At 42.9% G+C, this 22,868-nt stretch carries 24 protein-coding genes and 1 pseudogene; 15 read left to right on the top strand and 10 right to left on the bottom strand.

Annotated features, from left to right (window positions below):
• Nucleotides 1-214: transposase (locus tag CXF60_RS09855; RefSeq protein ID WP_180958129.1), on the top strand; the 214-nt coding region annotated here is incomplete at its 5' end.
• A 12-nt stretch (nucleotides 215-226) separates the two neighbouring features.
• On the opposite strand, the gene CXF60_RS09850 is transcribed toward CXF60_RS09855, so the two are convergent.
• From CXF60_RS09850 to rsmA, 5 genes are all read right to left on the bottom strand, one after another.
• Nucleotides 227-703: a hypothetical protein gene (locus CXF60_RS09850; RefSeq protein WP_102091797.1), complete on the bottom strand. Its 477-nt coding sequence runs from the start codon at nucleotides 701-703 to the stop codon at nucleotides 227-229.
• Between the two features lie 406 nt (nucleotides 704-1,109).
• Nucleotides 1,110-1,556: a MerR family transcriptional regulator gene (locus tag CXF60_RS09845; RefSeq protein ID WP_102076270.1), complete on the bottom strand. Its 447-nt coding sequence runs from the start codon at nucleotides 1,554-1,556 to the stop codon at nucleotides 1,110-1,112.
• 149 nt (nucleotides 1,557-1,705) lie between these two features.
• Nucleotides 1,706-2,047: a hypothetical protein gene (locus tag CXF60_RS09840; RefSeq protein ID WP_058024042.1), complete on the bottom strand. Its 342-nt coding sequence runs from the start codon at nucleotides 2,045-2,047 to the stop codon at nucleotides 1,706-1,708.
• Between the two features lie 188 nt (nucleotides 2,048-2,235).
• Nucleotides 2,236-3,072 (bottom strand): symmetrical bis(5'-nucleosyl)-tetraphosphatase, encoded by an 837-nt coding sequence (locus tag CXF60_RS09835; protein ID WP_102091796.1) that lies wholly within the window; start codon nucleotides 3,070-3,072, stop codon nucleotides 2,236-2,238.
• A gap of 145 nt (nucleotides 3,073-3,217) precedes the next feature.
• The gene (rsmA, locus tag CXF60_RS09830) at nucleotides 3,218-4,081 is read right to left on the bottom strand and encodes a 16S rRNA (adenine(1518)-N(6)/adenine(1519)-N(6))-dimethyltransferase RsmA (protein WP_102091795.1); all 864 of its coding nucleotides are present in this window, start codon (nucleotides 4,079-4,081) and stop codon (nucleotides 3,218-3,220) included.
• Nucleotides 4,082-4,601: 520 nt separating this feature from the next.
• On the opposite strand from rsmA, the gene CXF60_RS09825 reads away from it, so the two are divergent.
• Complete coding sequence (locus tag CXF60_RS09825) at nucleotides 4,602-5,381, top strand: transglutaminase-like domain-containing protein (RefSeq protein ID WP_102091794.1); 780 nt, start codon at nucleotides 4,602-4,604, stop codon at nucleotides 5,379-5,381.
• Between the two features lie 161 nt (nucleotides 5,382-5,542).
• On the opposite strand, the gene pdxA is transcribed toward CXF60_RS09825, so the two are convergent.
• Complete coding sequence (pdxA, locus tag CXF60_RS09820) at nucleotides 5,543-6,643, bottom strand: 4-hydroxythreonine-4-phosphate dehydrogenase PdxA (protein WP_102091793.1); 1,101 nt, start codon at nucleotides 6,641-6,643, stop codon at nucleotides 5,543-5,545.
• Between the two features lie 298 nt (nucleotides 6,644-6,941).
• On the opposite strand from pdxA, the gene dnaB reads away from it, so the two are divergent.
• The 3 genes from dnaB (at nucleotide 6,942) to argF (ending at nucleotide 10,772) form a co-directional block, all read left to right on the top strand.
• Nucleotides 6,942-8,345, top strand: a complete 1,404-nt coding sequence (gene dnaB / locus CXF60_RS09815; RefSeq protein WP_057760393.1) for a replicative DNA helicase — start codon at nucleotides 6,942-6,944, stop codon at nucleotides 8,343-8,345.
• A 179-nt stretch (nucleotides 8,346-8,524) separates the two neighbouring features.
• Nucleotides 8,525-9,631 carry an alanine racemase gene (alr, locus tag CXF60_RS09810; RefSeq protein WP_102091792.1) on the top strand — a complete coding sequence of 369 codons (1,107 nt, stop codon included), beginning with the start codon at nucleotides 8,525-8,527 and terminating at the stop codon, nucleotides 9,629-9,631.
• A gap of 217 nt (nucleotides 9,632-9,848) precedes the next feature.
• Complete coding sequence (argF, locus tag CXF60_RS09805; RefSeq protein WP_102091791.1) at nucleotides 9,849-10,772, top strand: ornithine carbamoyltransferase; 924 nt, start codon at nucleotides 9,849-9,851, stop codon at nucleotides 10,770-10,772.
• Between the two features lie 136 nt (nucleotides 10,773-10,908).
• Here the strand turns inward: argF and rpiA are convergent, their stop codons facing one another.
• Nucleotides 10,909-11,568 carry a ribose-5-phosphate isomerase RpiA gene (gene rpiA, locus CXF60_RS09800; protein ID WP_057760400.1) on the bottom strand — a complete coding sequence of 220 codons (660 nt, stop codon included), beginning with the start codon at nucleotides 11,566-11,568 and terminating at the stop codon, nucleotides 10,909-10,911.
• A gap of 306 nt (nucleotides 11,569-11,874) precedes the next feature.
• On the opposite strand from rpiA, the gene ilvA reads away from it, so the two are divergent.
• Nucleotides 11,875-13,428 (top strand): threonine ammonia-lyase, biosynthetic, encoded by a 1,554-nt coding sequence (gene ilvA, locus CXF60_RS09795; protein ID WP_101205019.1) that lies wholly within the window; start codon nucleotides 11,875-11,877, stop codon nucleotides 13,426-13,428.
• Nucleotides 13,429-13,616: 188 nt separating this feature from the next.
• Here ilvA and CXF60_RS14610 read toward each other — a convergent pair whose 3' ends face one another.
• Nucleotides 13,617-13,838: a hypothetical protein gene (locus CXF60_RS14610; protein WP_228707099.1), complete on the bottom strand. Its 222-nt coding sequence runs from the start codon at nucleotides 13,836-13,838 to the stop codon at nucleotides 13,617-13,619.
• On the opposite strand from CXF60_RS14610, the pseudogene CXF60_RS14605 reads away from it, so the two are divergent.
• From CXF60_RS14605 to CXF60_RS09760, 7 genes and pseudogenes are all read left to right on the top strand, one after another.
• A pseudogene (locus CXF60_RS14605) lies at nucleotides 13,780-13,920 on the top strand (excalibur calcium-binding domain-containing protein); the annotation flags it as partial. The gene CXF60_RS14610 and the pseudogene CXF60_RS14605 overlap by 59 nt on opposite strands.
• Nucleotides 13,921-14,018: 98 nt before the next feature.
• The gene (locus tag CXF60_RS09785; protein WP_102091790.1) at nucleotides 14,019-14,441 is read left to right on the top strand and encodes an RNA-binding S4 domain-containing protein; all 423 of its coding nucleotides are present in this window, start codon (nucleotides 14,019-14,021) and stop codon (nucleotides 14,439-14,441) included.
• A gap of 207 nt (nucleotides 14,442-14,648) precedes the next feature.
• The gene (locus CXF60_RS09780) at nucleotides 14,649-15,149 is read left to right on the top strand and encodes a low molecular weight protein-tyrosine-phosphatase (protein WP_102091789.1); all 501 of its coding nucleotides are present in this window, start codon (nucleotides 14,649-14,651) and stop codon (nucleotides 15,147-15,149) included.
• Between the two features lie 315 nt (nucleotides 15,150-15,464).
• Nucleotides 15,465-16,505 (top strand): UDP-N-acetylmuramate dehydrogenase, encoded by a 1,041-nt coding sequence (gene murB / locus CXF60_RS09775; RefSeq protein ID WP_267284421.1) that lies wholly within the window; start codon nucleotides 15,465-15,467, stop codon nucleotides 16,503-16,505.
• Nucleotides 16,506-16,554: 49 nt separating this feature from the next.
• Nucleotides 16,555-17,283, top strand: a complete 729-nt coding sequence (locus tag CXF60_RS09770) for a YdcF family protein (RefSeq protein ID WP_228707098.1) — start codon at nucleotides 16,555-16,557, stop codon at nucleotides 17,281-17,283.
• A gap of 115 nt (nucleotides 17,284-17,398) precedes the next feature.
• The gene (ccoS, locus tag CXF60_RS09765) at nucleotides 17,399-17,659 is read left to right on the top strand and encodes a cbb3-type cytochrome oxidase assembly protein CcoS (protein WP_102091786.1); all 261 of its coding nucleotides are present in this window, start codon (nucleotides 17,399-17,401) and stop codon (nucleotides 17,657-17,659) included.
• Nucleotides 17,660-17,756: 97 nt separating this feature from the next.
• Nucleotides 17,757-18,656, top strand: a complete 900-nt coding sequence (locus CXF60_RS09760; protein WP_102091785.1) for a sulfite exporter TauE/SafE family protein — start codon at nucleotides 17,757-17,759, stop codon at nucleotides 18,654-18,656.
• A 107-nt stretch (nucleotides 18,657-18,763) separates the two neighbouring features.
• Here CXF60_RS09760 and CXF60_RS09755 read toward each other — a convergent pair whose 3' ends face one another.
• Entirely contained in the window at nucleotides 18,764-19,918 is a 1,155-nt protein-coding gene (locus CXF60_RS09755; RefSeq protein ID WP_102091784.1) for a DEAD/DEAH box helicase, read from the bottom strand.
• A 290-nt stretch (nucleotides 19,919-20,208) separates the two neighbouring features.
• Nucleotides 20,209-20,424 (bottom strand): cold-shock protein, encoded by a 216-nt coding sequence (locus CXF60_RS09750; RefSeq protein WP_057760416.1) that lies wholly within the window; start codon nucleotides 20,422-20,424, stop codon nucleotides 20,209-20,211.
• Between the two features lie 446 nt (nucleotides 20,425-20,870).
• On the opposite strand from CXF60_RS09750, the gene aroQ reads away from it, so the two are divergent.
• Together aroQ and CXF60_RS09740 are read left to right on the top strand one after the other, a co-directional pair.
• Complete coding sequence (aroQ, locus tag CXF60_RS09745) at nucleotides 20,871-21,407, top strand: type II 3-dehydroquinate dehydratase (protein WP_102091783.1); 537 nt, start codon at nucleotides 20,871-20,873, stop codon at nucleotides 21,405-21,407.
• A gap of 123 nt (nucleotides 21,408-21,530) precedes the next feature.
• Nucleotides 21,531-22,832: an ABC1 kinase family protein gene (locus CXF60_RS09740; RefSeq protein WP_102091782.1), complete on the top strand. Its 1,302-nt coding sequence runs from the start codon at nucleotides 21,531-21,533 to the stop codon at nucleotides 22,830-22,832.
• The last annotated feature ends 36 nt before the right edge of the window (nucleotides 22,833-22,868 follow it).

The following is a 22,868-nucleotide window of genomic DNA, read 5'->3' as shown; positions in this document are numbered from 1 at the left end:
AATCGTCATGGATAATGCCAGTTTTCATAAACGAGTGAAAAGTCTTCTGAATAGGCATGGTCACAGGCTTTTATTTCTACCATCCTATAGTCCTGACTTAAATCCTATTGAAAAGAAATGGGCACAAGCTAAGTTTCTACGACAAGGTTGGATGGAGAATAATCTACCTAAACTATTTCATAATATGGGTTGTACTTCTTTTATTTTGGATTGACTATATACTTGCTTAAACCTTATTATTAGCTTGCTGCCAACAATAACTATTTTTTTCCCAAGCTACATTTATAGTAAAGCGTTTGTATTCATCTATAACCCCTCCTTTACCCTTCAATAAAACTAAACTTATATCTTTATAGCAATAGCTTCTAAAAGCCGATATATCATCTACTTTAGTAACTGAGAATTCGTTCCAGTTACTATTAACCCTAATATTATTTTCAAGGTCTTTTTCAAACGTTCTGCTAGGATTTTCGTATACGTAGTATAGACTACTTATATTTGATTTCGTTATTAGCCTCTTATTTTTAGGCTTAGGGAGGCTATCAGTCAGTATTCCCATTAAATGTACTACTTCAGTTTCTTTATCTTGTAATTGCTCATAACTAACGACAGAGTTTTCTTTTGGCTGCCGAATATCTCTTACAATACCCCATCCTACTGACAATATAAGCGCACATAAAGCCAAAATACTAGTAGCTTTCATATATATTAACTCTACTTATTTACCAGAATTTCGTTCATTTTATTTGTAGGAAGTTTACCAATCTTTTCTATTGTTCCTCCGGTTTAGCTAGCACTGAATCATGCTTAAAAAATAGTAGGAATTAACCTAGAATATTTTAAGCAGACAGCTCGATCATAATGACCTATGTTGTGGATTTTGCATTTATTAAATTTATATATAACGCTAGCAGTTCGATGCCTGTATAGCGCACCGAACCAATTTAATGAAGTAGTAATACTGAACTAATTCAGTCAGTTCGGTCCCCTAGTGAGGACTTGAATGCTAAGCTGCGGGCTAATGTTATCAACGTTTTAAATCGCTGAAATATTCACAGTGTACTTCATGGTGTACTTAACATACATATTCTATTCATGATCGGTGCGATTCAGGTTAAGCAGAGCTGCGCCGCTATTCGCTTTTCCCATTCAGATTTAGAAATGAAGCCGATATTGTCTGACTTTATTTCTTCTAGAATAATATAATAAGCACTAAGCCGGTTAATAGTATTGATGATCTCAGTTTTTTGACGTTTCGCTTCAGTAAGTTTTTTGGAAATAGTAATTAAATCTTTATCAATATTGAGAGTGCCATTGAAATGATCATTTAGGTGTCTTTTAAATTCATTAAGAGTAAAACCGATAGCTTGTGCGCCTTTAATCATTTTAATACGCTCAATACATTCAGGATGAAATTCAGTGTATAGGCGTGATCCTGCTTGGCGTTTTCGAGATTTCAGTAACCCCATCTCATCGTAATGACGAATAGTATCTTTGGTTGTGTTAGCTTGGGCTGCTAAAGCTCCTATTAATAAGAATGATGTATCAGATTCCATACCATATACCTTAAAAATATAATTTTTATCTAGTTTTAAATAATTATACCTAAATAGAACCAGTAAGAACTGATTTCTGACATCCAACGTCATAAACTCTGTTGTGGGAACATGATCGGTGCGCTATACAGGCACCGAACTGTTGGATACTAACGGCTATTCAATAAATTATTGTCAACACTTACTATCAAACTAGTTATATCACTTCTCAACTTTGTTAACACTTTGTTTGCTTCAACTCTTTCGTTAAAGTCTTCTCTCCAAATGAAGAAATCCGAAAAGCTACCATTACCGGAGTTCATAAGACTGTAGGTGTCTCCAACGCTTTTAATGGTTGCTTTAGCGTCTTCGTTATATTTTAACGAGTACTGTATTCTATTTATAATTACATTAATTCCTCTTATATAGTTGTGTTCATCCTCCTGAAGTAAAATTTCTCTCAATTTTAAAAAATAGTGATTTAGCTCAGTTAATTTATCTATATTATTCATTTTATTTGCCTATCGAATTTCCTGAAATAACGTTAGCTATACAATTTTTTATAGGGCATACCCCAACGAAACCAGTTATTTCACCCTTTAAGTCTATTAACAGACTACTTAAAACAGACTGGTATAATGGAACTACTTATAACAGACTGTTTATTTAGCCTTGTATATTAAGACGCTTATAACCCTCTTTATGGACTCGGGCACTGTGCGCTTGAAGTAAAAACCTTGCCGTCACCCAATCGATAAGCCAATAGATAATTACCCCACACGCAGCCACCGTCGAGTGCGCGCGCATGTGGCAAATCAATTTCGCCTTTTAGCGCAGCCCAATGTCCAAATAGTATCTTACGAGTGCGCGGTACTTGCCACTCAAACCAAGGCAAAAAATCGGTTGGCATAGCCTCATCTAAACCTGCTGAAAAGCTAAACTCGAGCGATCCATCTTGCTTACACAAGCGCATACGCGTAAAGTAATTAGCAATCGCCCGCATCTTAGTAAATCCTTCGATACCTGCATGCCATTCATCCGCTTCTTTGCTATATAGATTTGGCAGCAATTGGTCGAGCTGCGCTAAATTACTTTGCAGCTGAGCTTCTAATTGCTGTGCGTATCCTGCAGCGGCTTCAATACTCCAATGCGGTGGAATCCCTGCATGTACTAGCACCGTGTGCTCATCAGGATAGGCTAATATCGGCTGCCTACGTAACCATTCGAGCAACTCATCACAGTCATCCGCAGCAAAGATAGGTGCCGTTTTGTCTTTATTTTTAAGCTTGGCGGCCCCGCGCCAGACTGCTATCAAATTAAGATCATGATTGCCCAATACCGTTGCCGCAGCGCCTTGCTCACACAACACTTTGACATGACGCAGCGTGTTCAATGAGTCCTCGCCGCGTGCTACCAAATCACCAGCAAACCATAACTTGTCTTGGGCAGGATCGAAATCCAGTGTCTTTAGCAATTGTAGATACGCAGCATAGCAACCTTGTAAGTCACCGATAACATACTGATGGCGAAAACTCATAATACCTCAACGATTTAAACACGATAGTTAAAGACAGCTAGCTCGATAAGAAATAAATACTTAAGTGCTAATCATAAAAATAAAGCATAAAAAACCGCCATTATAATTGACGATTAGTAGCATACTTTTATTTATCCAAAATACATTATACGTCTAGCTGTTGTGAATGATTGCTTAGGTTCACAAAGTCTGTGACGCTTAATGTCTCAGGTCGTGCCTGCGGATCAATACCACAAGCCTCAAAATCGTCTTCGCTCAATGTCGGTAGCAACGTTGATTTTTTGAAGATAGCACGTAGCGTCTTGCGACGATGGTTAAAAGTCTCACGTACGACAATGGCAAAATGCTCTTCATCATTTGCAACTACTGGTTTGTTGATATGCGGCGTCAGGCGAAACACAGCACTGGTCACCTTTGGTGGTGGATTAAACGCACCGCGAGGAACGGTCAGCAAATAATCTGTATCACAGTGGTATTGCATAATGACCGATAAGCGGCCATAAGTCTTGCTACCCACATCAGCCGTGATACGCTCGACCACTTCTTTTTGCAACATAAAATGCATGTCTTGAATCACATCGGCATAGCTAAGCAGATGAAATAAGATAGGCGTTGAGATGTTGTACGGCAGGTTACCTACTACACGTAGCTTACCGCGCTCTTCACTATATAGCTCACGGTAGTCCACATGCATCGCATTGTCTTTGATAATCTCAAAGTTTGGATGGCTATTGGCACCGATACGAATACGCAAGCTATCTGCCAAATCACGATCTAGCTCCACCACTGTCATTGCATCCACTTCTGCCAATAACGGCTCGGTCAATGCGCCCATACCAGGCCCAATCTCGATCAAATTGTCATCGCGCTCTAGACGAATACTTTCGACGATTTCGCGAATGACGCTAGTATCATGCAAGAAGTTTTGGCCAAAGCGCTTACGCGGCTGATGTTTGGCAGCACGTAAGCTGTTAGAAATAGTTTGAGCATCAAATGAAGTTTTGGACATAAAAGAGTCTTAATGTATAAAAGATAAATGGGCGATGATAATGTAATGGCAGCGATATACTGACTTTATAATGGTGAATTATACCACAGCTCATAATTAGGCTGTGTTTTTGAATAATTATTATCGATAGACGAGCCATGCTTTCGAGTAACCGGCCCGGTAACTTTTTACCTCTACATTCATATAATATAAACTCTGACTATGCTAAATAGTAGCGTCAAATCAAGTGCTAGCAGACAGAAACAGGTCCAAAGATGGCGACATCATAACGATTGCGGCGTACAACCAAATCGATAACTAATTGAATTTTAAAGACTTTTGTGTTTAATAAAGCCCGACTGCATAACGCGATTGGTTATGTTTCACCTTTTGAGTTTGAAAAGCGCTATTATGATAATTTAACCCTGTCAGGCATTGCTGTCTGACTCCAGTAAAGTAAGCCAGTCTCTGATATGGTCGAGGCGGTTCAGCCCTACGCGATCGTCAGCCCGCCAGATAAATACCCTTAGGGAATTCACATATGATCCTGAAACTTAACGTCACCCTCCATTATCGACTCTCAGAGCCAATGGATCTTTTGCTTCAGATCGAAGCCGCCGATCTTGCGGATCAGCGGGTGCGTTCGACCGAGATTTGGACATCAGACGTTGCGCATTTTTCACGGGTCGCCGCCGATGATGGTATAGGAGAACGGATTTGGATTCACGCTGAAGGGGATTTTAGCTGCACTTATCTCGCAGAAATCGCCGTTGACCGTCCTGCCTTAGACATATCGGCACTGTCCCAAACGCCCCTGCATCTTTTGCCCGGAGAGACAATCAGGCATTTGATGCCGTCTCACTATTGCCCGTCAGAACAGTTCCATGCCTTCGTGGACGCCGAGTTTGGCAATCTCGCTGGCGGCGCACGGATTGCCGCGATGCGTGACTGGATCGAGTCGGCATTTAGCTACGTACCCGGATCAAGCCATGCACAAACCACCGCGCTTGACAGCTTTGCTCAACGTCAGGGCGTATGCCGCGACTTTGCGCATGTTCTCGTAACACTAGCGCGCGCGTCGTCGATACCAGCTAGGTTTGTGAGCGTTTATGCGCCCGATGTGACACCACAAGACTTTCATGCCGTGGCCGAGGTCTACCTTGAAGGAAGCTGGCATCTCATTGATCCAACGGGTATGGCAGGTGCCGACACAATGGCCCGCATCGGTGTTGGGTCCGATGCGTCAAACGTCGCGTTCTTAACCTCGTTCGGATCCATGGAGCTGGTCAATCAATCGGTATCCGTCACTAGACAAGCTTAGGGTCCTGACCCTGGGATTGTGGGCCTGCGCTTAAGACAGATGCTGTTCCTCATGCACGATATAAACTTTACTAAATCGTCTTAGGCGGCTGCCTTTTTAGATAGGCATTACTGATAATAAAATTATTAAGTACTACGTGAAAAATATCTATAAGCACTGACTTATACAGCAGGTACATCGATAAGTGATTTATCAGCCATCTCATTAGCCATATTTAGTGCTTGATATAAACTGGTCGCACTCGCACCGCCGCTTCCTGCCAAGTCTAACGCCGTACCATGATCGACGGAGGTGCGGATATAAGGTAACCCTAAGGTTAGATTGACCGTGTCACCAAAACCGTGCGATTTTAATACTGGCAATCCTTGGTCGTGATACATGGCAATGACCGCATCACAGTTTGTTAAATGTCTGGTAGTAAATAACGTATCCGCTGGCATCGCCTCTGATATATTGACGCCTGCATGGATGAATTCTTGCAACACGGGATTGATAATCTCAATCTCCTCACTTCCCAAGTGCCCGCCCTCGCCTGCATGTGGATTGAGGCCGCAAACCAAGATACGAGGCTGCATGAGACCAAACTTCTCTCTCATATCATCGATGACAATTTGTACCGTTTGGCGTACATTGTCGGCAGTAATCGCAGCTGGGATGTCCTTTAATGGCAAATGCGTAGTGACAAGTGCTACTTTCATCGCTTGATTGGCCAGCATCATGACGACCTTCTCACAACCACTTTGCTGCATAAAAAACTCAGTATGACCACTAAACATGGTGCCATCTAATAGCTTGATACCAGCATCTATCAACGCTGATTTTTGCAATGGCCCAGTGACGATGGCAGCGACTGTATTATTTATTGCCAGTTTATGAGCAATATCTAACTGCTGAGCCACCATTGCTGAGTTAGCAATATTGATTTTCCCGCAGACCACGGGTGCGGCACAAGGAATATTCAGTAGGATAAAAGCGCTATCAGCGTCTATATCTTGCTGCGATATCTGCTCTACCAAGTTAACATCGAAGTTATCGGCATTTATATCTGTATTGATAGTATGCCAGCTAGGTGTGCCTTTGAGCACGCCAGCTGCAATCAATTCCTCCGCGCGAGTTTGCATCGCTTTAGCATCAGCAGTCACCCAAATTGGCCGAGCAAAATCTTGCAACTTACCCTCTACTGCTAGTCCTAGTACTACGTCCATGCCAATACCTGCAGGCTCACCTGTAGTTATTAATAGCGGTCGTTTTTTTTCTGTCATAACAATAGCCTTATGTTATTCAAATTATTGATTTTATTGTATTTATAATTCGTGTTTTAAATTTTTATACTTAAACATTGTATGGTATTTCTTAGTTCATGAAAAACAATCACTTTAGATTTAGTTCTTTATCAAGTCTAAAAAACCACATTATGTGTTAAACTTTCGCATCTGATTGTAGCATTTACAGACAAACCTGAGACCGCGTTTTGGTACTTCTATCGTAGAGGCGCGCTACGTTTGTATTTCTCTATCATCGATATCTTTTTTCATACCCATTTTAACTCATTAGGCACTCATGGCAGAAAACGACAAAACCGACGACTTACTCAATCAGACACCGCCACACAATATCGATATTGAAAAGGCATTGCTCGCGTCTTTGATGAGTATCGAAGAGGCGTACGACAAGATTGCCGATATTGTCACCAAAGATGACTTTTATGCTGGGCGACATCAATATATTTTTGATGCCATTGCCCATTTGGCGGCAGTGAATGAGCCTTATGATACGGTCATGGTACACGACTGGTTAGAAGCGCAAAAGCTACTAAAAGGCGCAGGTGGTGACAGTTATTTGGCTGATATTTTGAGCCAAAGTCCTGCGACTTTGTTTAACCTGACTGCCTACGCCCAGCGTGTGCGTGAGCTCTCAACCCTACGCCAACTAATTACCACTGGTAATGACATGCTGACGCTTGCCTATAATCCAAAAGACCAAAGCGTTAGCGACATTCTAGACAATGTCGAGGGCAAGATATTTAGTATCAATGAGCAGCATAATAAACGCGCGGAACAGCGTGGCCCTGTTGGTATTACTTCGGTCTTAACCAATGTTATCGATAAGATTCAAGAGCTCAAATCCAATCCCGACGGCATGATTGGTTTGCAGACACCATTTGCCGAGCTGAATAACAAAACCCAAGGCCTACAAGCGGGTGACTTGATTATTGTTGCTGCACGTCCTTCGATGGGTAAAACCACTTTTGCGATGAACTTGGCAGAAGGGATTTTGTTTAATGAAGATTTGCCAGTCGTGGTGTTTTCGATGGAGATGCCTGCTGAATCTATCGTCATGCGTTTGCTGTCCTCATGGGGCGCGATTAACCAGACGCATCTGCGTTCTGGGCAAATGAATGAAGATGAATGGGCAAAGATGATGAACGCTATTCAACATTTGCAATCAAAGCATCTATATATTGATGACAGTACTGCCCTACCGCCGTCTGAGATGCGTTCTCGCTGCCGCCGTATCGCCAAAAATCATGACGGTCGCTTGGGTGCTATCGTAGTCGATTATCTTCAGCTGATGAAAGTACCCAGTCTAGATGGTAACCGTGTTGGCGAGATTTCTGAGATTTCTCGTAGTTTAAAGGCGCTCGCACGTGAGCTTGAATGTCCCGTGATTGCATTGTCACAGCTTAACCGTAGTCTAGAAAACCGTCCAAACAAACGTCCTATCATGTCGGATCTACGTGAATCTGGTGCGATTGAGCAGGATGCCGATTTGATTATGTTCATCTATCGTGATGAGGTTTATAATGAAAACTCAGACCACAAAGGCGTGGCGGAAATCATCATTGGTAAACAGCGTAACGGTCCTATCGGTACTATTCGTCTAGGCTTTGAAGGTCAATTTACCCGCTTTATTAATCTAACGCCAGAGTACTATCAAGGCGTGAGTTTTGAGAATGATGAGTAATCTATTTTATAAAATTTAAGTCTGACCAAGACTAAGCTTTATATAAACTCAGGTTTAGTCATCGGTTAATAAATCATTTTATACAATCAGTTTTTAATACAATAGCCAGTACCGCATCAACCCAATCGATGTAGTACTGGCTTTATCACTTCATAATTCTACTCATATAGAAGGCGATTATGCGCACAATCACTATAAAACCAAAAGCCCTTACTCATAACCTAAATCAAGTCAAACAACGAGCACCCCAATCGAAAGTGTTGGCCATGGTCAAATCCAATGCTTACGGACATGGCGTAGCGGCAGTCTTGCCAGCCCTGCAGCAAGCAGATGGTATCGGTGTCGCTACGTTGACTGAAGCGCTAGAAGCCAGACAGTTAGGTTGGGAGAAAACCATCGGTCTAGTAGAAGGTGCGTTTAGCGCTGATGAGTGGCAGCAATCGATTGATCATGAGATTAGCTGCGTGATTCACCACGGACCACAGTTAGAATGGGCACTACAAAATATCCCACCAGCTGGCAGTGCAACTAGAGTAGCTTGGCTCAAATACAATACAGGTATGAACCGTTTGGGTTTCAATGCTGAGGGTGTGCTGTCAGCAGCAAAATGCCTACATGAAGCGGGTTATCAGCTGATTCTAGCCACGCATTTTGCCAATGCTGATGACCACGATCATCCATTAAATGCGATGCAGATTGAGCGCTTCTCAAGCGTACTAGCAACTTTGAAAGAAACCATTAGCCCAGGTATCCAAGGTTCGTTATGCAACTCTGCTGGTATCGTCAACTTCCCAGAGTACCATTATGACTGGGTACGTCCAGGCATTATCTTATACGGTAGCTCGCCTGTGGTTGATAAAAGCGCACAAGAACTAAACTTGCAGCCCGCGATGGAATTTAGTGCTCAAATCATTGCTCTACAAACCGTTAGCGCAAATGATGCAATCGGCTATGGTAGCCGCTGGCGTGCGCAGCAAGATACCAGAACCGCTTTGGTCAGCGTGGGATATGGCGATGGCTATCCACGTGTGGTTACTGATGATGCGTATGTTACTGTCATGGATGCTAACGACAGCCAAAGCTACCGCTGCCCAGTTATTGGGCGAGTAGCTATGGATATGATTGTCATTGATATCAGTAATGCACCTGAGAGTCTTGCTATAGATAGCAAGGTCATGCTCTGGGGCGATGCGCCTCGTGTCGACGAAGTAGCAGGTCATGCTGGGACGATTAGCTATGAGCTGTTATGTCGCCTTAGCATACGTCCAAACCGTACACAGGCATAGTCATTAGCGGCACAGTCATTAGCATACAAGATATCGTGGATTGCTAATGTGATTTCGATCTATTTGGCAAGCCATTTGATCTTGATAAAAATGAACGTTTACATTGAAAGTAAATACGCTATACTAAAAGTTTGTTGTCAACCCAGTATACGCACTGACGCGATGCTATTGAAGACTGATGACGTTTCACTGACTGCGATCGACTGCTAGGATTACTATGAGTTTGCGCCATTTTTTAACCTTATCTGATTTAACCAAACAAGAACTAGAAAACTTAATCAAACGCGCAAGCGAATTGCGTAAGATGCAACACGCAGGCGAGATATACCAGCCTTTTGTTGGTCGTACGCTTGGCATGATATTTGAAAAATCTTCAACGCGTACCCGTATCTCATTTGAGACGGGCATGGGTCAATTTGGTGGTAACGCCATATTTTTATCACCAAACGATACGCAGCTCGGTCGCGGCGAGCCACTAGAAGACTCAGCACGCGTGATTTCTAGCATGGTTGATATCATCATGATTCGTACCTTCGGGCACGAAAAAGTTGAAACCTTTGCTGAATACTCAAGCGTACCGATTATCAATGCGTTGACCGATGACTATCATCCATGCCAATTGCTCGCTGATATGCAAACCTATTACGAGCATCGCGGTAGTATCGAAAATAAAATCGTCACGTGGGTCGGTGATGGCAACAATATGTGCTCGTCATTTATGCAAGCTGCCAATCAGTTTGGTTTTGAACTACGCGTGGCAGCGCCTTATGGGTTTGAGCCTGATCCGAAACTTATGGAACGCTTCTCACATTGCGTCAGTCTGGTAGAAAACGTACAGGACGCGGCAAAAGATTCTAACTTAATTGTCACTGATGTGTGGGCAAGTATGGGTCAAGAATCAGAGCAAAACACACGTGCACGTCGTTTTGCGCCTTATCAAGTGACACCGTCTCTATTAGACAAAGCCGACCCTGAAGTGGTGTTTATGCATTGCTTGCCCGCCCATCGCGGCGAGGAAATCTCTCATGACATGCTTAATGACCCACGTTCTGTCGTTTGGGACGAAGCGGAAAACCGCTTACATGCACAAAAAGCATTGATGGAGTTTTTACTTAAAGACAAAATCAAGTTATCTGCATAACTTAGGCTATTCTATCAAAAGACAGTGAGATCAATAGTAAGATAACTTGCTAGTACACTCCTAAATAAGTTCCCAAATAAAAAAGCCGTCCAGATCTGGACGGCTTTTTTGTTTATACAAATGATTTAGAGATAGTTTAACGCGTGAGCGTTGTCACGCCATTAGCACCTGCTTTTAGCAAAACGTCTGCTTGGTTTGCTGCAAAGATACCATTACAGACCACACCTACGATATTATTTAGCTCTTTTTCGAGCGCGATTGGATTACTCACATCCAAGTCATAGGTGTCTAGAATGACATTACCATAATCAGTGACAAAGTCTTCACGGTATACTGGCTCACCGCCTAATTTGGCCAATTGGCGAGCCACATACGAGCGTGCTTGTGGTAATACTTCAATTGGTACTGGAAACGCGCGACCTAGTATATCAACGCTTTTGCTATCATCGACCATACAGACGAACTTGTTTGAAGCTGCTGCCACAATCTTTTCGCGAGTCAATGCACCGCCGCCGCCCTTGATAAGTTGCAAGTGCTCATTGACTTCATCCGCACCATCGATATAAACATCCAATGTACCAGCAAAGTTTAAATCGACTATTTCGATACCAAGCGCACGAAGTTTATCTTCTGTCACCTGTGAGCTAGCGACAGCGCCAGCAAGCTTCAATTGTGGCAACAACTCAATCAAACAGTTGACCGTACTACCTGTCCCTACCCCAAGTATCATATCGTCTTCGATATAGCTTAGAGCAGCTTTGGCCGCGGCTTGCTTTTGTGCTTGCTGATCACTCATCATAAATCCTTGGAAAATAAACGTATGGTCTTAAAAAAAGTAAAAGGCTAAAACAGATAAAATGCGCGGCTATTATAACCGATGATATTAATGGATGTTAGCGCATCATGACGCTAATTTGTGAGTCCTATCGTGCCTAGCTAAGACTTAACTTCGGCAAATACTTGCACTTCATGTAAATTCAAGCACGAAATCCCAAGAAAACTGCAATTGAGTCTTGCAAGATACTAAAAATCGGCATAGGCTAATCTATTTCGTTTTTATATTCATCTACACTTTTTATATTTACTCTGTTTAGGGATTACTATGCTGTCACACTGGGTACGAGCCATCTTACAAGCCACCGTCTATGACGTTGCTATTCAAACACCACTGGAAACGGCGCCCAAGCTGACCCAACGTTTTGCCAATGACATTAGATTTAAGCGTGAAGACTTACAACCGGTCAAATCATTTAAATTGCGCGGTGCCTATAACCGTATCAGTCAGTTGAGCGACGAGCAAAAAGCGCGCGGCGTCATTTGTGCTTCCGCAGGTAATCATGCGCAAGGCGTGGCTTACTCTGCGCGCAAATTATCTTTAAACAACATCATCGTCATGCCAACCACGACTCCTGATATCAAAGTGGATGCGGTAAGAGCACTTGGTGGCAATGTAGATCTGCACGGTGATAGTTTTGATCAAGCAAACCGCTATGCGATTGACCGCGCTGAACGCGAAGGACTGACCTTTATTCCACCTTATGACGATGAGCTGGTTATCGCAGGACAAGGTACCATTGGTCTTGAGCTGACCCAGCAGTGGCGCAATATGGACTATGTATTCGTTGCCGTTGGTGGTGGTGGTCTAATCTCTGGTGTGGCCGCATTCTTAGGCGAAGTGGCACCACATGTAAAAGTGATTGCGGTAGAAGCTGAGCAGTCAGCTTGTCTAAAAGCGGCGCTTGAAACAGGTGAACGTGTCAAGCTTGAGCAAGTAGGATTGTTCGTCGATGGTGTGGCAGTCGCACAGATTGGTGAATTACCTTTTGACGTCGTCCGTACGCAAAAAAGCGATAACTCAGGTCCTATCGTTGAGCCTGAAGTGATCACTTGTACCAATGATGAGGTGTGTGCGGCTGTTAAAGATATCTTTGAAGAAAACCGTAGCATCGTTGAACCTGCTGGTGCATTGTCAGTCGCTGGTATGAAAAAATATATCGAAGCCAATAATATCCAAGACAAAAACTGCGTCGGTATCATTTGCGGTGCCAATATGAATTTTGACCGCTTGCGTTATATCGCTGAGCGTACCGAAATTGGTGAGAAAAAAGAAGCTATCTTTGGGGTTACTATTCCTGAACAAACAGGTGCTTTCTTAAATTTCTGTCGCAGTCTACACGGTCGTAATATTACTGAGTTTAACTACCGTGCTGACAGCAAAAAGTCACCAGACTCAATGGAGCCTGCCTCAATCTTCGTAGGTATCGCTTTAAAAGAAGGCGAAAAAGAGCGTCAAACCATCAGTAACCAATTGTCAGACGATGGCTACACTGCTCACGACCTGACTGATGATGATATCGCCAAATCACATATCCGTCATTTGATTGGTGGTCATGCTCATGTCGAAAACGAGCAATTGCTACAAGTGGTATTCCCAGAACGTCCAGGCGCATTGCTAACGTTCTTAGAGAAATTGGGGGATGACTTCAATATTACTTTATTCCATTACCGCAACCATGGTGCTGCTGAAGGTCGTGTGCTGGTTGGCCTGCAAGCCTCTGAAGGCAACTCTCGTCAGCTACAAGACGCGCTTTTAGATATTGGTTATGACTGTGCCACGGTCAATGACAATATTGGCTATCAGTTGTTTTTGAGATAGTAAAAATAGATATCATATTTCTTACCTAATGGCAGTTTTTAAGTCGATTAAAAACTGCCATTTTCATATTAATAATGATTATTAGCTGGCAGGTATGGCACAGTGATAAACAAAGTATTAGTGATATTGACCTGCCTGATTTTCGTGCTTATAGGTTATAGAGTCCTTCAACCTAAAAATACGATACATCAACCTACAACCAATGCAGCGGCAGATAACGTAACGCAACCTACTCTTACCTCTAATGACGTTGATAATATTGATGACATACCGCCAACATACGTTGATTTGAGTAACACTTCAACATCAGCGCCAACTGCAACTCCAGTCTTATCGACACAACCGGCCTCAAACTTTTCATGTGACGGCAGAACACATTGCTCACAAATGACATCCTGTGCAGAAGCCACCTATTTTACAAACTACTGTCCTAATACTAAAATGGATGGCAACCACGATGGTGTACCTTGTGAACAACAATGGTGCAACTAACCCACAGTCATCAAATCTATTTGCAAATATTAAAGTTGCCCTAATATTGTTTATATAAAACTATTATTTAATATAAAAACGAATGCAGAGTGACTCTTATGAAAAAAAATACTGATGACAATAACCAAGGTTTGGTGAAAATCCGTCTCGATAAATGGCTATGGGCAGCTAGGTTTTATCGTACACGCACCCTAGCCAAACAAGCGATTGAAAGTGGACGCGTGCACTATGCTGGTAGCCGGGTAAAAACCAGTAAAGAGATTTCAGTCGGAGATGAGCTAACCATTCGTCAAGGCTCAGCGACCGCTATGACTGAAAAGACTGTCGTTGTTGAGGCGCTATCTGCACAGCGTGGCAATGCGACCGCCGCTGAGGTACTATATTCAGAGACCAAAGAAAGCGAGACGCGCCGTGCTTACTATGCCGAACAGCGCAAACTAGCCAACCTTGCTCGTCCTGACAACAAACCCAACAAAAAAGAGCGACGCGATCTACAACGTTTTAAAAGTAATCAAGATTAAAACCGTTTCACTATTTCGCCTTTTGGCCATGCATCATATGGCCAAATTTTCATTGTTAAATGACGCTATTGTTTAGTCTCTATCCTTGCCATTCCAAGCATTAAGCGTTACGCTAGCAGCTGATTCAATCGATTGCATGCTAATAAAAGCCGCATTAACAATGCTGGTCTCTTATAGCATGTTTTTTTTGTTATAGAAGGTCATATTATGCTGATGAAAGCCTGTACTCCCTCGTCTGTATTATTGGTATGTTTAGGAAATATCTGCCGCTCCCCTACTGCTGAAGAAGTTTTTCGTCAGCAAGCAGCGATTGCTGGACTATCTATAAAAGTAGACTCAGCAGGCACCAGTGATTGGCACGTTGGTAGTGCGCCTGATGCTCGCTCACAACGTCATGCTAAGTCACACGGCTACAAAATTAATAAGCTGGTCGCTCGTCAAGTCAGTGCCAATGACTTTCGTGATTTTGATTTAATCTTAGCCATGGATTCACAGAATCTAGCTGATCTACAAGCTATTAAAGACAGCATTACAGCAAAGTCAGAGGATAATTTGGCAACACTAGCACTGTTCAGTGAAGAAGACCCTACCTATTGCGGCAGTGATGTGCCAGATCCCTATAAGGGCGATAACGATGATTTTGAAGAAGTGATCGAGCGTATCGAATCAAGCGCCCAAGCTTGGATAGAAAGCTGGAAAGCCTGCTAGCCATACTGTCTATATTTCTGCTACTCTTGCATCCGGTATCCTCTATAATAAGGTTAATCCTCTATAAAAGAGCTACAGCGTTAACCTCGCTTGAAGTATCACAGTTACGTCTACACTCAGTTGCCTTGTATCTCTTTTAAATTGAATCAACTATAGCTACCTTATCATTTATTATCCTTTTGCCACATAGGCTATGTTATGACCCAAGCTTCACGCCTTGACCACAGTACTCAGTCTACCATCAGCTCTGATGTTTCGAATGTTTCAGCGACTGCCGTAGTCAATGATTCAATCGACTTGTCACACGACAATACTATGGCATTGGCCTGTGTTGCTGACTCTGTCGTGACATTGGAGAATGAAGCGCAGCTTGATGACTTTATGGCAGCTTATATAGAGGATACAGCAGACAAGCTACCACTGTTTGTACTGTCTGGCGGTAGTAATGTTTTATTGCCTGCCGATTTGAAAGCCATAGTACTGCAGCCAAAGATGCGTGGTATTCATCTGACCAATCAAACCGACGATTATGTTGATATCGAAGTAATGGCTGGCGAGAACTGGCATGATTTGGTCGTACATACGGTCAGTCAAGGTTGGTATGGGTTGGAAAACCTTGCACTAATACCGGGCCTGACGGGCGCAGCACCCATACAAAATATCGGTGCATACGGCGTACAATTAGAAGACCGCTTACAGTATGTACGCGCCTATCATTTGCCGACACAAACTTGGCACCATTTGTCAGCTGCTGATTGCCAATTTGGCTATCGTGACAGTATTTTTAAGCGTACACCAAACACTTGGCTTATTAGCCGTGTAGGTTTCAGATTACATACTGATCCTGCCAATATTTTAGCCAGTTATGGTGATGTACAGACTGTGGCGCAGCGCTATGCAGAGCAACAAGGGCGCGAGCAAGCAATGCCTGCTGACGTTATGCAAGCCATTATAGATATTAGACAACAAAAGCTGCCAGATCCAAAACAGCTACCTAATTGTGGCAGTTTTTTTCAAAACCCTATTATCGCTCAGGAGCAGTTCACAGCGCTGCAAGCAATTTATCCAGCTATCGTTGGTTATGCGATGCCTGATGCAATGGTAAAGGTGGCTGCAGGGTGGCTCATTGAACAAGCAGGGTTAAAAGGCGGCGGCATTGCACCTATTTTTACGCATAAACAGCAAGCACTCGTACTGACCAACCATACACCTCAGCAAGCCACACAAGAGGATGTAGCCATAGCGCAGAAATATATCGCTGCTACTGTCTATGAAAAATTTGCCATTCAATTGTCACGTGAGCCAGTCTGGGTAAATGCTGATGGCTCAATTGGATATGCTGAGCATGTGGCCTAAAAAATCATGGTCTAAGCGGCTATTATCTAAGCGATTATGGCGATATTACTTGCGGTTTTCTGAACGCATGGTGACGCTTTTTCGCATTATCAACATTACTTTTATACTGGGCTCAACGTCCGTCATTTTAGTGATTATTAGCTTATTTACTCCGCTGTTTTCGCAAGCAATCGTTTATATCTTTTCTCTACTGCCGCTACCTGACATGCCTTCTGCTGCCATGAGCTCCCCGCCTACCGCTTATGTAGTCTTAGGCGGCGGTCTGACCAATGACCACAACAACCAAATTATCCTAAATCGTTATAGTCTTAATCGCGCTCGTACCGCTGCGGGCGCTTACCATGACTTACCCCTACCGATCGTACTGAGTGGCGCCGAAGCTCCATGGCTCGGTCAATGGTTGATGGAACACGGTATCGACGGACTGATCAGTGAAAATGCCAGCATGAATACATGTGAAAACGCCCGTTTTACAGCCAAACGCATTCCGTTACGCCATGTATATCTGATTACTGATAGCTATCATATGGCGCGTGCACGCAGACAGTTTGCCTTAAATGGTATCAATAGCACACCACTCCCTGCGCCACTGCCAGTTAGGCGCGACTGGATGAAACCTGCGCACAACTTAAGCCACTCACGGCGCGCTGTCTATGAGGTCGCAGCCTACCTGCGAGATGTGATACGTCCCCAGATGGACTGTCGCCATGCCAATGATGTGACTTCACAGCAGCTATTGACTCCAAGAGGCAATGCCGCAAAAGACTCTGACGAATAAACGTTAAAGATGTATACGATACCATTGAGAAACTCATTCTAAATGCTACCGATCATCCACTACATTTGTGATGGGTGTATAATAATAAGAGACACTGCTATTTAAGAGATTTGCCATGCTCAGTATATTTTTATTAATTCCATTAAGTCTCATGCTGTTTGTGGTTGCTATTTGGGCAGTGCGTTATGCGGTCAAGTCAAATCAATTCGAAGATCTGGACAATGCATCACAGCGTATTATATTGGATGACCGTCAAGAACGCCGCCAAACCATGCAGGCTCATGAACGCTCAGCACCTACTCAGCAACAAGATGAAACAGCGGCAACTGTTGGAAATAACAAACATTCTGAGATAGATAAAGATTCAAACATCTAATTTATCTACCTTATAAATGCGTAATTTATTGGTGCCGTTTTATTAAATAATTCAGCACTAGCAAGTTCGCCCTTTACCATTCTTAGGAGACGCGTTCATGACCATCGCTTTACTTGTGGCGGCATTACTAATGGGATTCTTTGGTTCACCGCATTGCTTAGGCATGTGTGGCGGTCTTGTGACCGCGTTTGGTCTGTCTATGAAAGATGTCAGCCCTGCTAAACGCCGTGCTTTGGTGGCTACTTACCATCTTGGGCGTTTAACGAGTTACGCATTATTGGGTTTAATCGCAGGACTTATCGGTATTACCGTATTAAAGCCATTAATGATGGGTAATAGTACACCGCGTATTTTATTAGGATTGGTACTGGTATTCGTCGGTGTGACGATGCTTGGTGCACCGTTTTTGACTAAGCTTGAACGTTTTGGTATGCGCTTTTGGCAGTATCTTAGCCCATTGCGTCAAAAGGTATTTCCACTTAATACTTTTCCGCGCGCATTAACAGCAGGGTTGCTTTGGGGCTTTTTGCCTTGTGGTTTGGTATATGGCGCTCTACTAATTGCGGTCGTTGCTCATAATCCATTAAGCGGTGCTGCGTTGATGTTTGTCTTTGGTCTAGGAACCATACCGATGTTGGTTGCGACGCACGAAACGGTCGGTTGGCTACGTGATAAGATCGGACGTTTTCGCTTAAGGCAGTTAAATGGTGCGGTTATGGTCATATCAGGGTTGGCAGTAGCAGTCGTGCCGATGGTCATGGCAAATATGCATGGCGGCCATGGTGAGATGAATCATGGTAGCCACACTGCTATGATGTCTGATATGGACTCTCACGACATGAGCCAAATGAATCATGATACGGATATGGCAGCAGACATGGATCACAACATGCAGGATATGGACGACCATATGGATCATAGTATGAATGACATGAGTGATGAATCAGTGGACATGAATCACCATGAGCATACTGAGATGATGGAACACGCTCAATAAAGTTATCGGTAACAGATACTATTAACACTTAGCATATAAAAAAGCCCTCAATACCATTTTCGATATTGAGGGCTTTTATTTTTTGAATAATGCTCAGTTTATAGCAATTATTCCTGCCACTGCTCAAGCGTAAACTTGGTTTCCAAGTGCTTCTCTAATGCCGGTATATTGAAGGCATCATCTTCACTCACAAAGCTGATACTAATACCTGTCTGTCCCGCACGGCCCGTACGACCAATGCGATGTACATAATCATCTGGCTGATCAGGCAAAGTAAAATTAACCACATGGCTGATATCATCGACATGGATACCACGCCCTGCTACATCTGTCGCCACCAAGATAGACGCGTGACCATCTTTAAAGCGCTGTAGATACTTCTCACGTTTTTGCTGAATGACATCGCCCGAGAGCATCACAATATTATGCGCTTGACGCAGTTTGTGATACAGACGCTTTACTTGGTCTTTACGATTGGCAAAGACGATGACCTTCTCTACTGCTTCATCACTGATAATACGCTGCAAGGCGTCTAGCTTTTGATCTTCTGTCAGCAAATAAAAATGCTGATCTACTAACTCGCTGGTCTTGTGTTCAGGCTCAATTTCAACAAACTGAGGCTCATGTAACCAACGATAGGCCAAATTCATCACATCTTGGTTAAAGGTTGCAGAAAACAACAAGCTTTGGCGATCGGTATTGGCAGGCATTCGACCAACTAGGCGTTTGATATCAGGAATGAACCCCATATCTAACATGCGATCGGCTTCATCAAGTACCAGTACCTCTACTCTATCTAGATACACCATGCCTTTATTAGCAAGGTCAATTAGACGGCCAGGCGTCGCTACCAAAATATCAACGTATTGACGTTCAAGCTCGTGCTGCTGAGTTTCATAGTTAGTACCGCCCATAATACAAACACTATGTAGCGAGGTATATTTGGTTAATGCAATGCAGTCATCAAATATTTGCTGAGCCAGTTCGCGAGTTGGCGCCATGACCACAGCGCGCGGCTCACCAAGATAGCGCTCTTCGTCGTTGGTAAATGGACGCTTAAGCAAGGCTTCCATAATAGTCAGTAGAAAAGTCGCTGTTTTTCCTGTGCCCGTTTGTGCCTGTCCGATAGCATCTTGATGTGCCAATGTATGCGGTAGTATCTTTGCTTGAATGGGCGTCAATTCAGTAAAGCCTAGATCACTTACTGCACGCAGGGTCGCTGTTGAAAGTGGCAAATCAGTAAACGTTGTAAAATTGCTCAAAAAAGTATCCTTTTAAGTGAATTACTTGTATTTTATTAATTATAAATAAGCTCACAATGAACCTTTATAGTGTCAAATGTAGTGTTTAAACCGTAATCAGTAAGAGTAGCTTTATTAAGTCTGTGGAAAACCATCAGACATATAGGCATAAAAAAAGCCAAGCCCAAATCCAATCCTACCAAATATGCTGCAGTTCACTCAACATAGGTAAGATAAGATGGGCTTGACTCAGTAGTATATCAGTAGTTTGTACAGACATTATAACTAAACCGCTTTAATGTCTGAGTAAATTACTCTTCTATCTTTCTGACTTCTTCAGCTTGCAGACCTTTGTCACCTTCTACTACGCTGAACTCAACTTTTTCGCCATCCTTTAGAGAACGATAGCCATCACCCTGAATCGCGCGGAAATGGACAAAAATATCTTCTCCGCTGTCACGTTGAATGAAACCAAAGCCTTTTGAGTCATTAAACCACTTAACGATACCTTGCTCACGAGCTGACATAATATTACTTCCTAAAAAAGTCCGCTTAGCCCTAGCTTCCTTTGCGACATTGCATATAAACAGGGTCTAAGATTATGAAATCAAAAATTAAGAGTATTACTACTCTACTTACCATCATCTATGTAATGCTTTAATTACCTACATAGTGCTTCCATAACGAATTCGCCAAACGCACTTATCGTCATGAAATTTGATGATAGCAACAAACTTGCAATATTTATTGCATAAAAAATATCATAGCACGGGTTTTTAGCAACATAAAGACTTTTAATATGCTTTTTGATATCTAGATAATTTTTTTAGACAAATTTTTATAACCTAGCTGGCAAGCTGTTATGATAAAGAGCAAAATGCGTTGAAGCCAATTTAGCTTGGCAGCTCGCGCCTTAAATTATTCATATATTATTATAAATTATTAACATCGCTCAATAGTTACCGAGACCATTATGACCTCCTCTACCCCATCAAAAACAGCCGAACAATCGACTAACGAAAATTCAAATCAAATACTGACTCATAAATTACTACTGGTAAACGGCGTAAATCTGAATTTACTAGGTAAACGGGAACCGCATATTTATGGTCATACGACACTTGCTGATATAGAAAAGCAACTAGTTGAGCGCGCCGCACGCCACGGTGTAGAGTTAATATGCATACAGTCCAACCATGAAGGTAAGCTAGTAGACGACATCCAGCAACATGGATTATTGGCGGACAAATCTGCCCAAGTCGATGCTATCATTATCAACCCGGCTGCATTTACGCATACTTCAGTGGCTCTACGCGATGCGCTATTGGCCACGCAAAAACCATTTATAGAAGTACATTTATCCAATATTCATGCCCGTGAGCCTTTCCGCCATCATTCATATCTAAGTGATATTGCAGTCGGAGTTATTTGCGGCTTGGGACAATTGGGTTATCAAATGGCGCTTGATTACTGGTTGAGCAATATGTATGCAGTTGACACAAGCAAATGATATGACTGTGCTTACTTTTTTATAAATGATTACTCGCGTTTTCACACATTAGTCAAACAGTAATCTTGCAATTAAAATAATAGAATTACGACTGAGCAAATAACCCATTATACGGTGACATGAATGGCAAAATCGTCCGGAAAACGCTTTATGAAACTCGCTGGCATGACAGCGAGTATTGCTGGCAAAGCCGCTAAAAACTCATTTAAGCATCTCTCAAGTGACGAAGAAAAACGTCTGCAAGCTCGCTCAGATCTGATGCAAGACGTGGGCGTTCAAATTGCCGAAACGTTGGGTGAGATGAAAGGCGCAGTGATGAAGGTCGGACAGATTGCTTCACAATATAAGGATGTATTCCCGCCTGAGGTTGCATCAGCGCTCGAAAAGCTACAGAAAGATGCGCCGCCAATGCCGTATGCGCAAATACAAGCTCAAGTTGAACGTGAATTGAAAGCGCCGATCTTAGAGTTGTTTAGCGAGTTTGAAGAGACACCTTTTGCCGCAGCATCCATTGGACAAGTGCACAAAGCAACGTTGCCATCGGGTCAAAAAGTGGTGGTCAAAGTCCAGTATCCTGATGTTGATGAAAACTGTGATAGCGATCTCAAACAAGTACGTATGGCATTAAAAATAGCTGGCGTGCTCAATATGAGTAAGCAACTACAAGAGCAGCTTTTTAATGAGATTCGCCAGAGTCTGCACGATGAATTAGACTATGTTAAAGAAGCTCATAACTTACGCGTATTCGGCGCTTTTCATGCAGAAGATGAAGGCCTTATTATTCCCAAAGTGATTAGTAGCCACTCTTCTAGACGGATTTTAACGTTGACCGAAGAGATGGGAGAGACATTGACTGTCGCTGCGACATGGGACAATGACATCAAACAAAAAATAGCAGAGCGTCTGTTTCACTTTACCGCAGGTCAGCTATTTGGCTTATACCGTATGCACTGTGACCCTCATCCAGGTAACTTCGCGTTCCGTCATGACGGTAGTGTCGTGGCATATGATTTTGGGGGTATCCGCAGTTATAGTGATAGCGAAGTGCAGCTATTTAAACGCTTTGTCAAACATGCACTAAAAGGTGACGTCACTGCACTTGAACAAGATCTGATTGCATTAGATATTCGCCGCGAAGATGACAAAAACATCCCTGGTGAGTTTTATGAAAAGTGGCTATCGATTGGTCTAAAGCCTTTATCCATTAGACCCTATCAAGAAGGCGAATTTGATTTTGGCAGCAGCCAAGTACATCACGAGGCCATTGCCCAGATGCGTACGTCTTTAAAGTACTTTGGTCAGTTTCAACCCTCAGCTACCACTATGATGCTAGACCGTACTGTATCAGGACAATACTGGAATCTGGTCAATCTAGGCGTCGAGATCGACCTGTCACCACTGGTTGATGAATACATCGATGCGTAGATTCGTAGTAGGTATGTTGACTACCACGATTAAATC

Origin of the sequence: Psychrobacter sp. 4Bb (assembly GCF_002836735.1) — a bacterium.
Classification (GTDB): Bacteria; Pseudomonadota; Gammaproteobacteria; order Pseudomonadales; family Moraxellaceae; genus Psychrobacter.
Note: the sequence above shows the minus strand (reverse complement) of the source record. Positions and strands in the feature narration are given on the sequence as shown.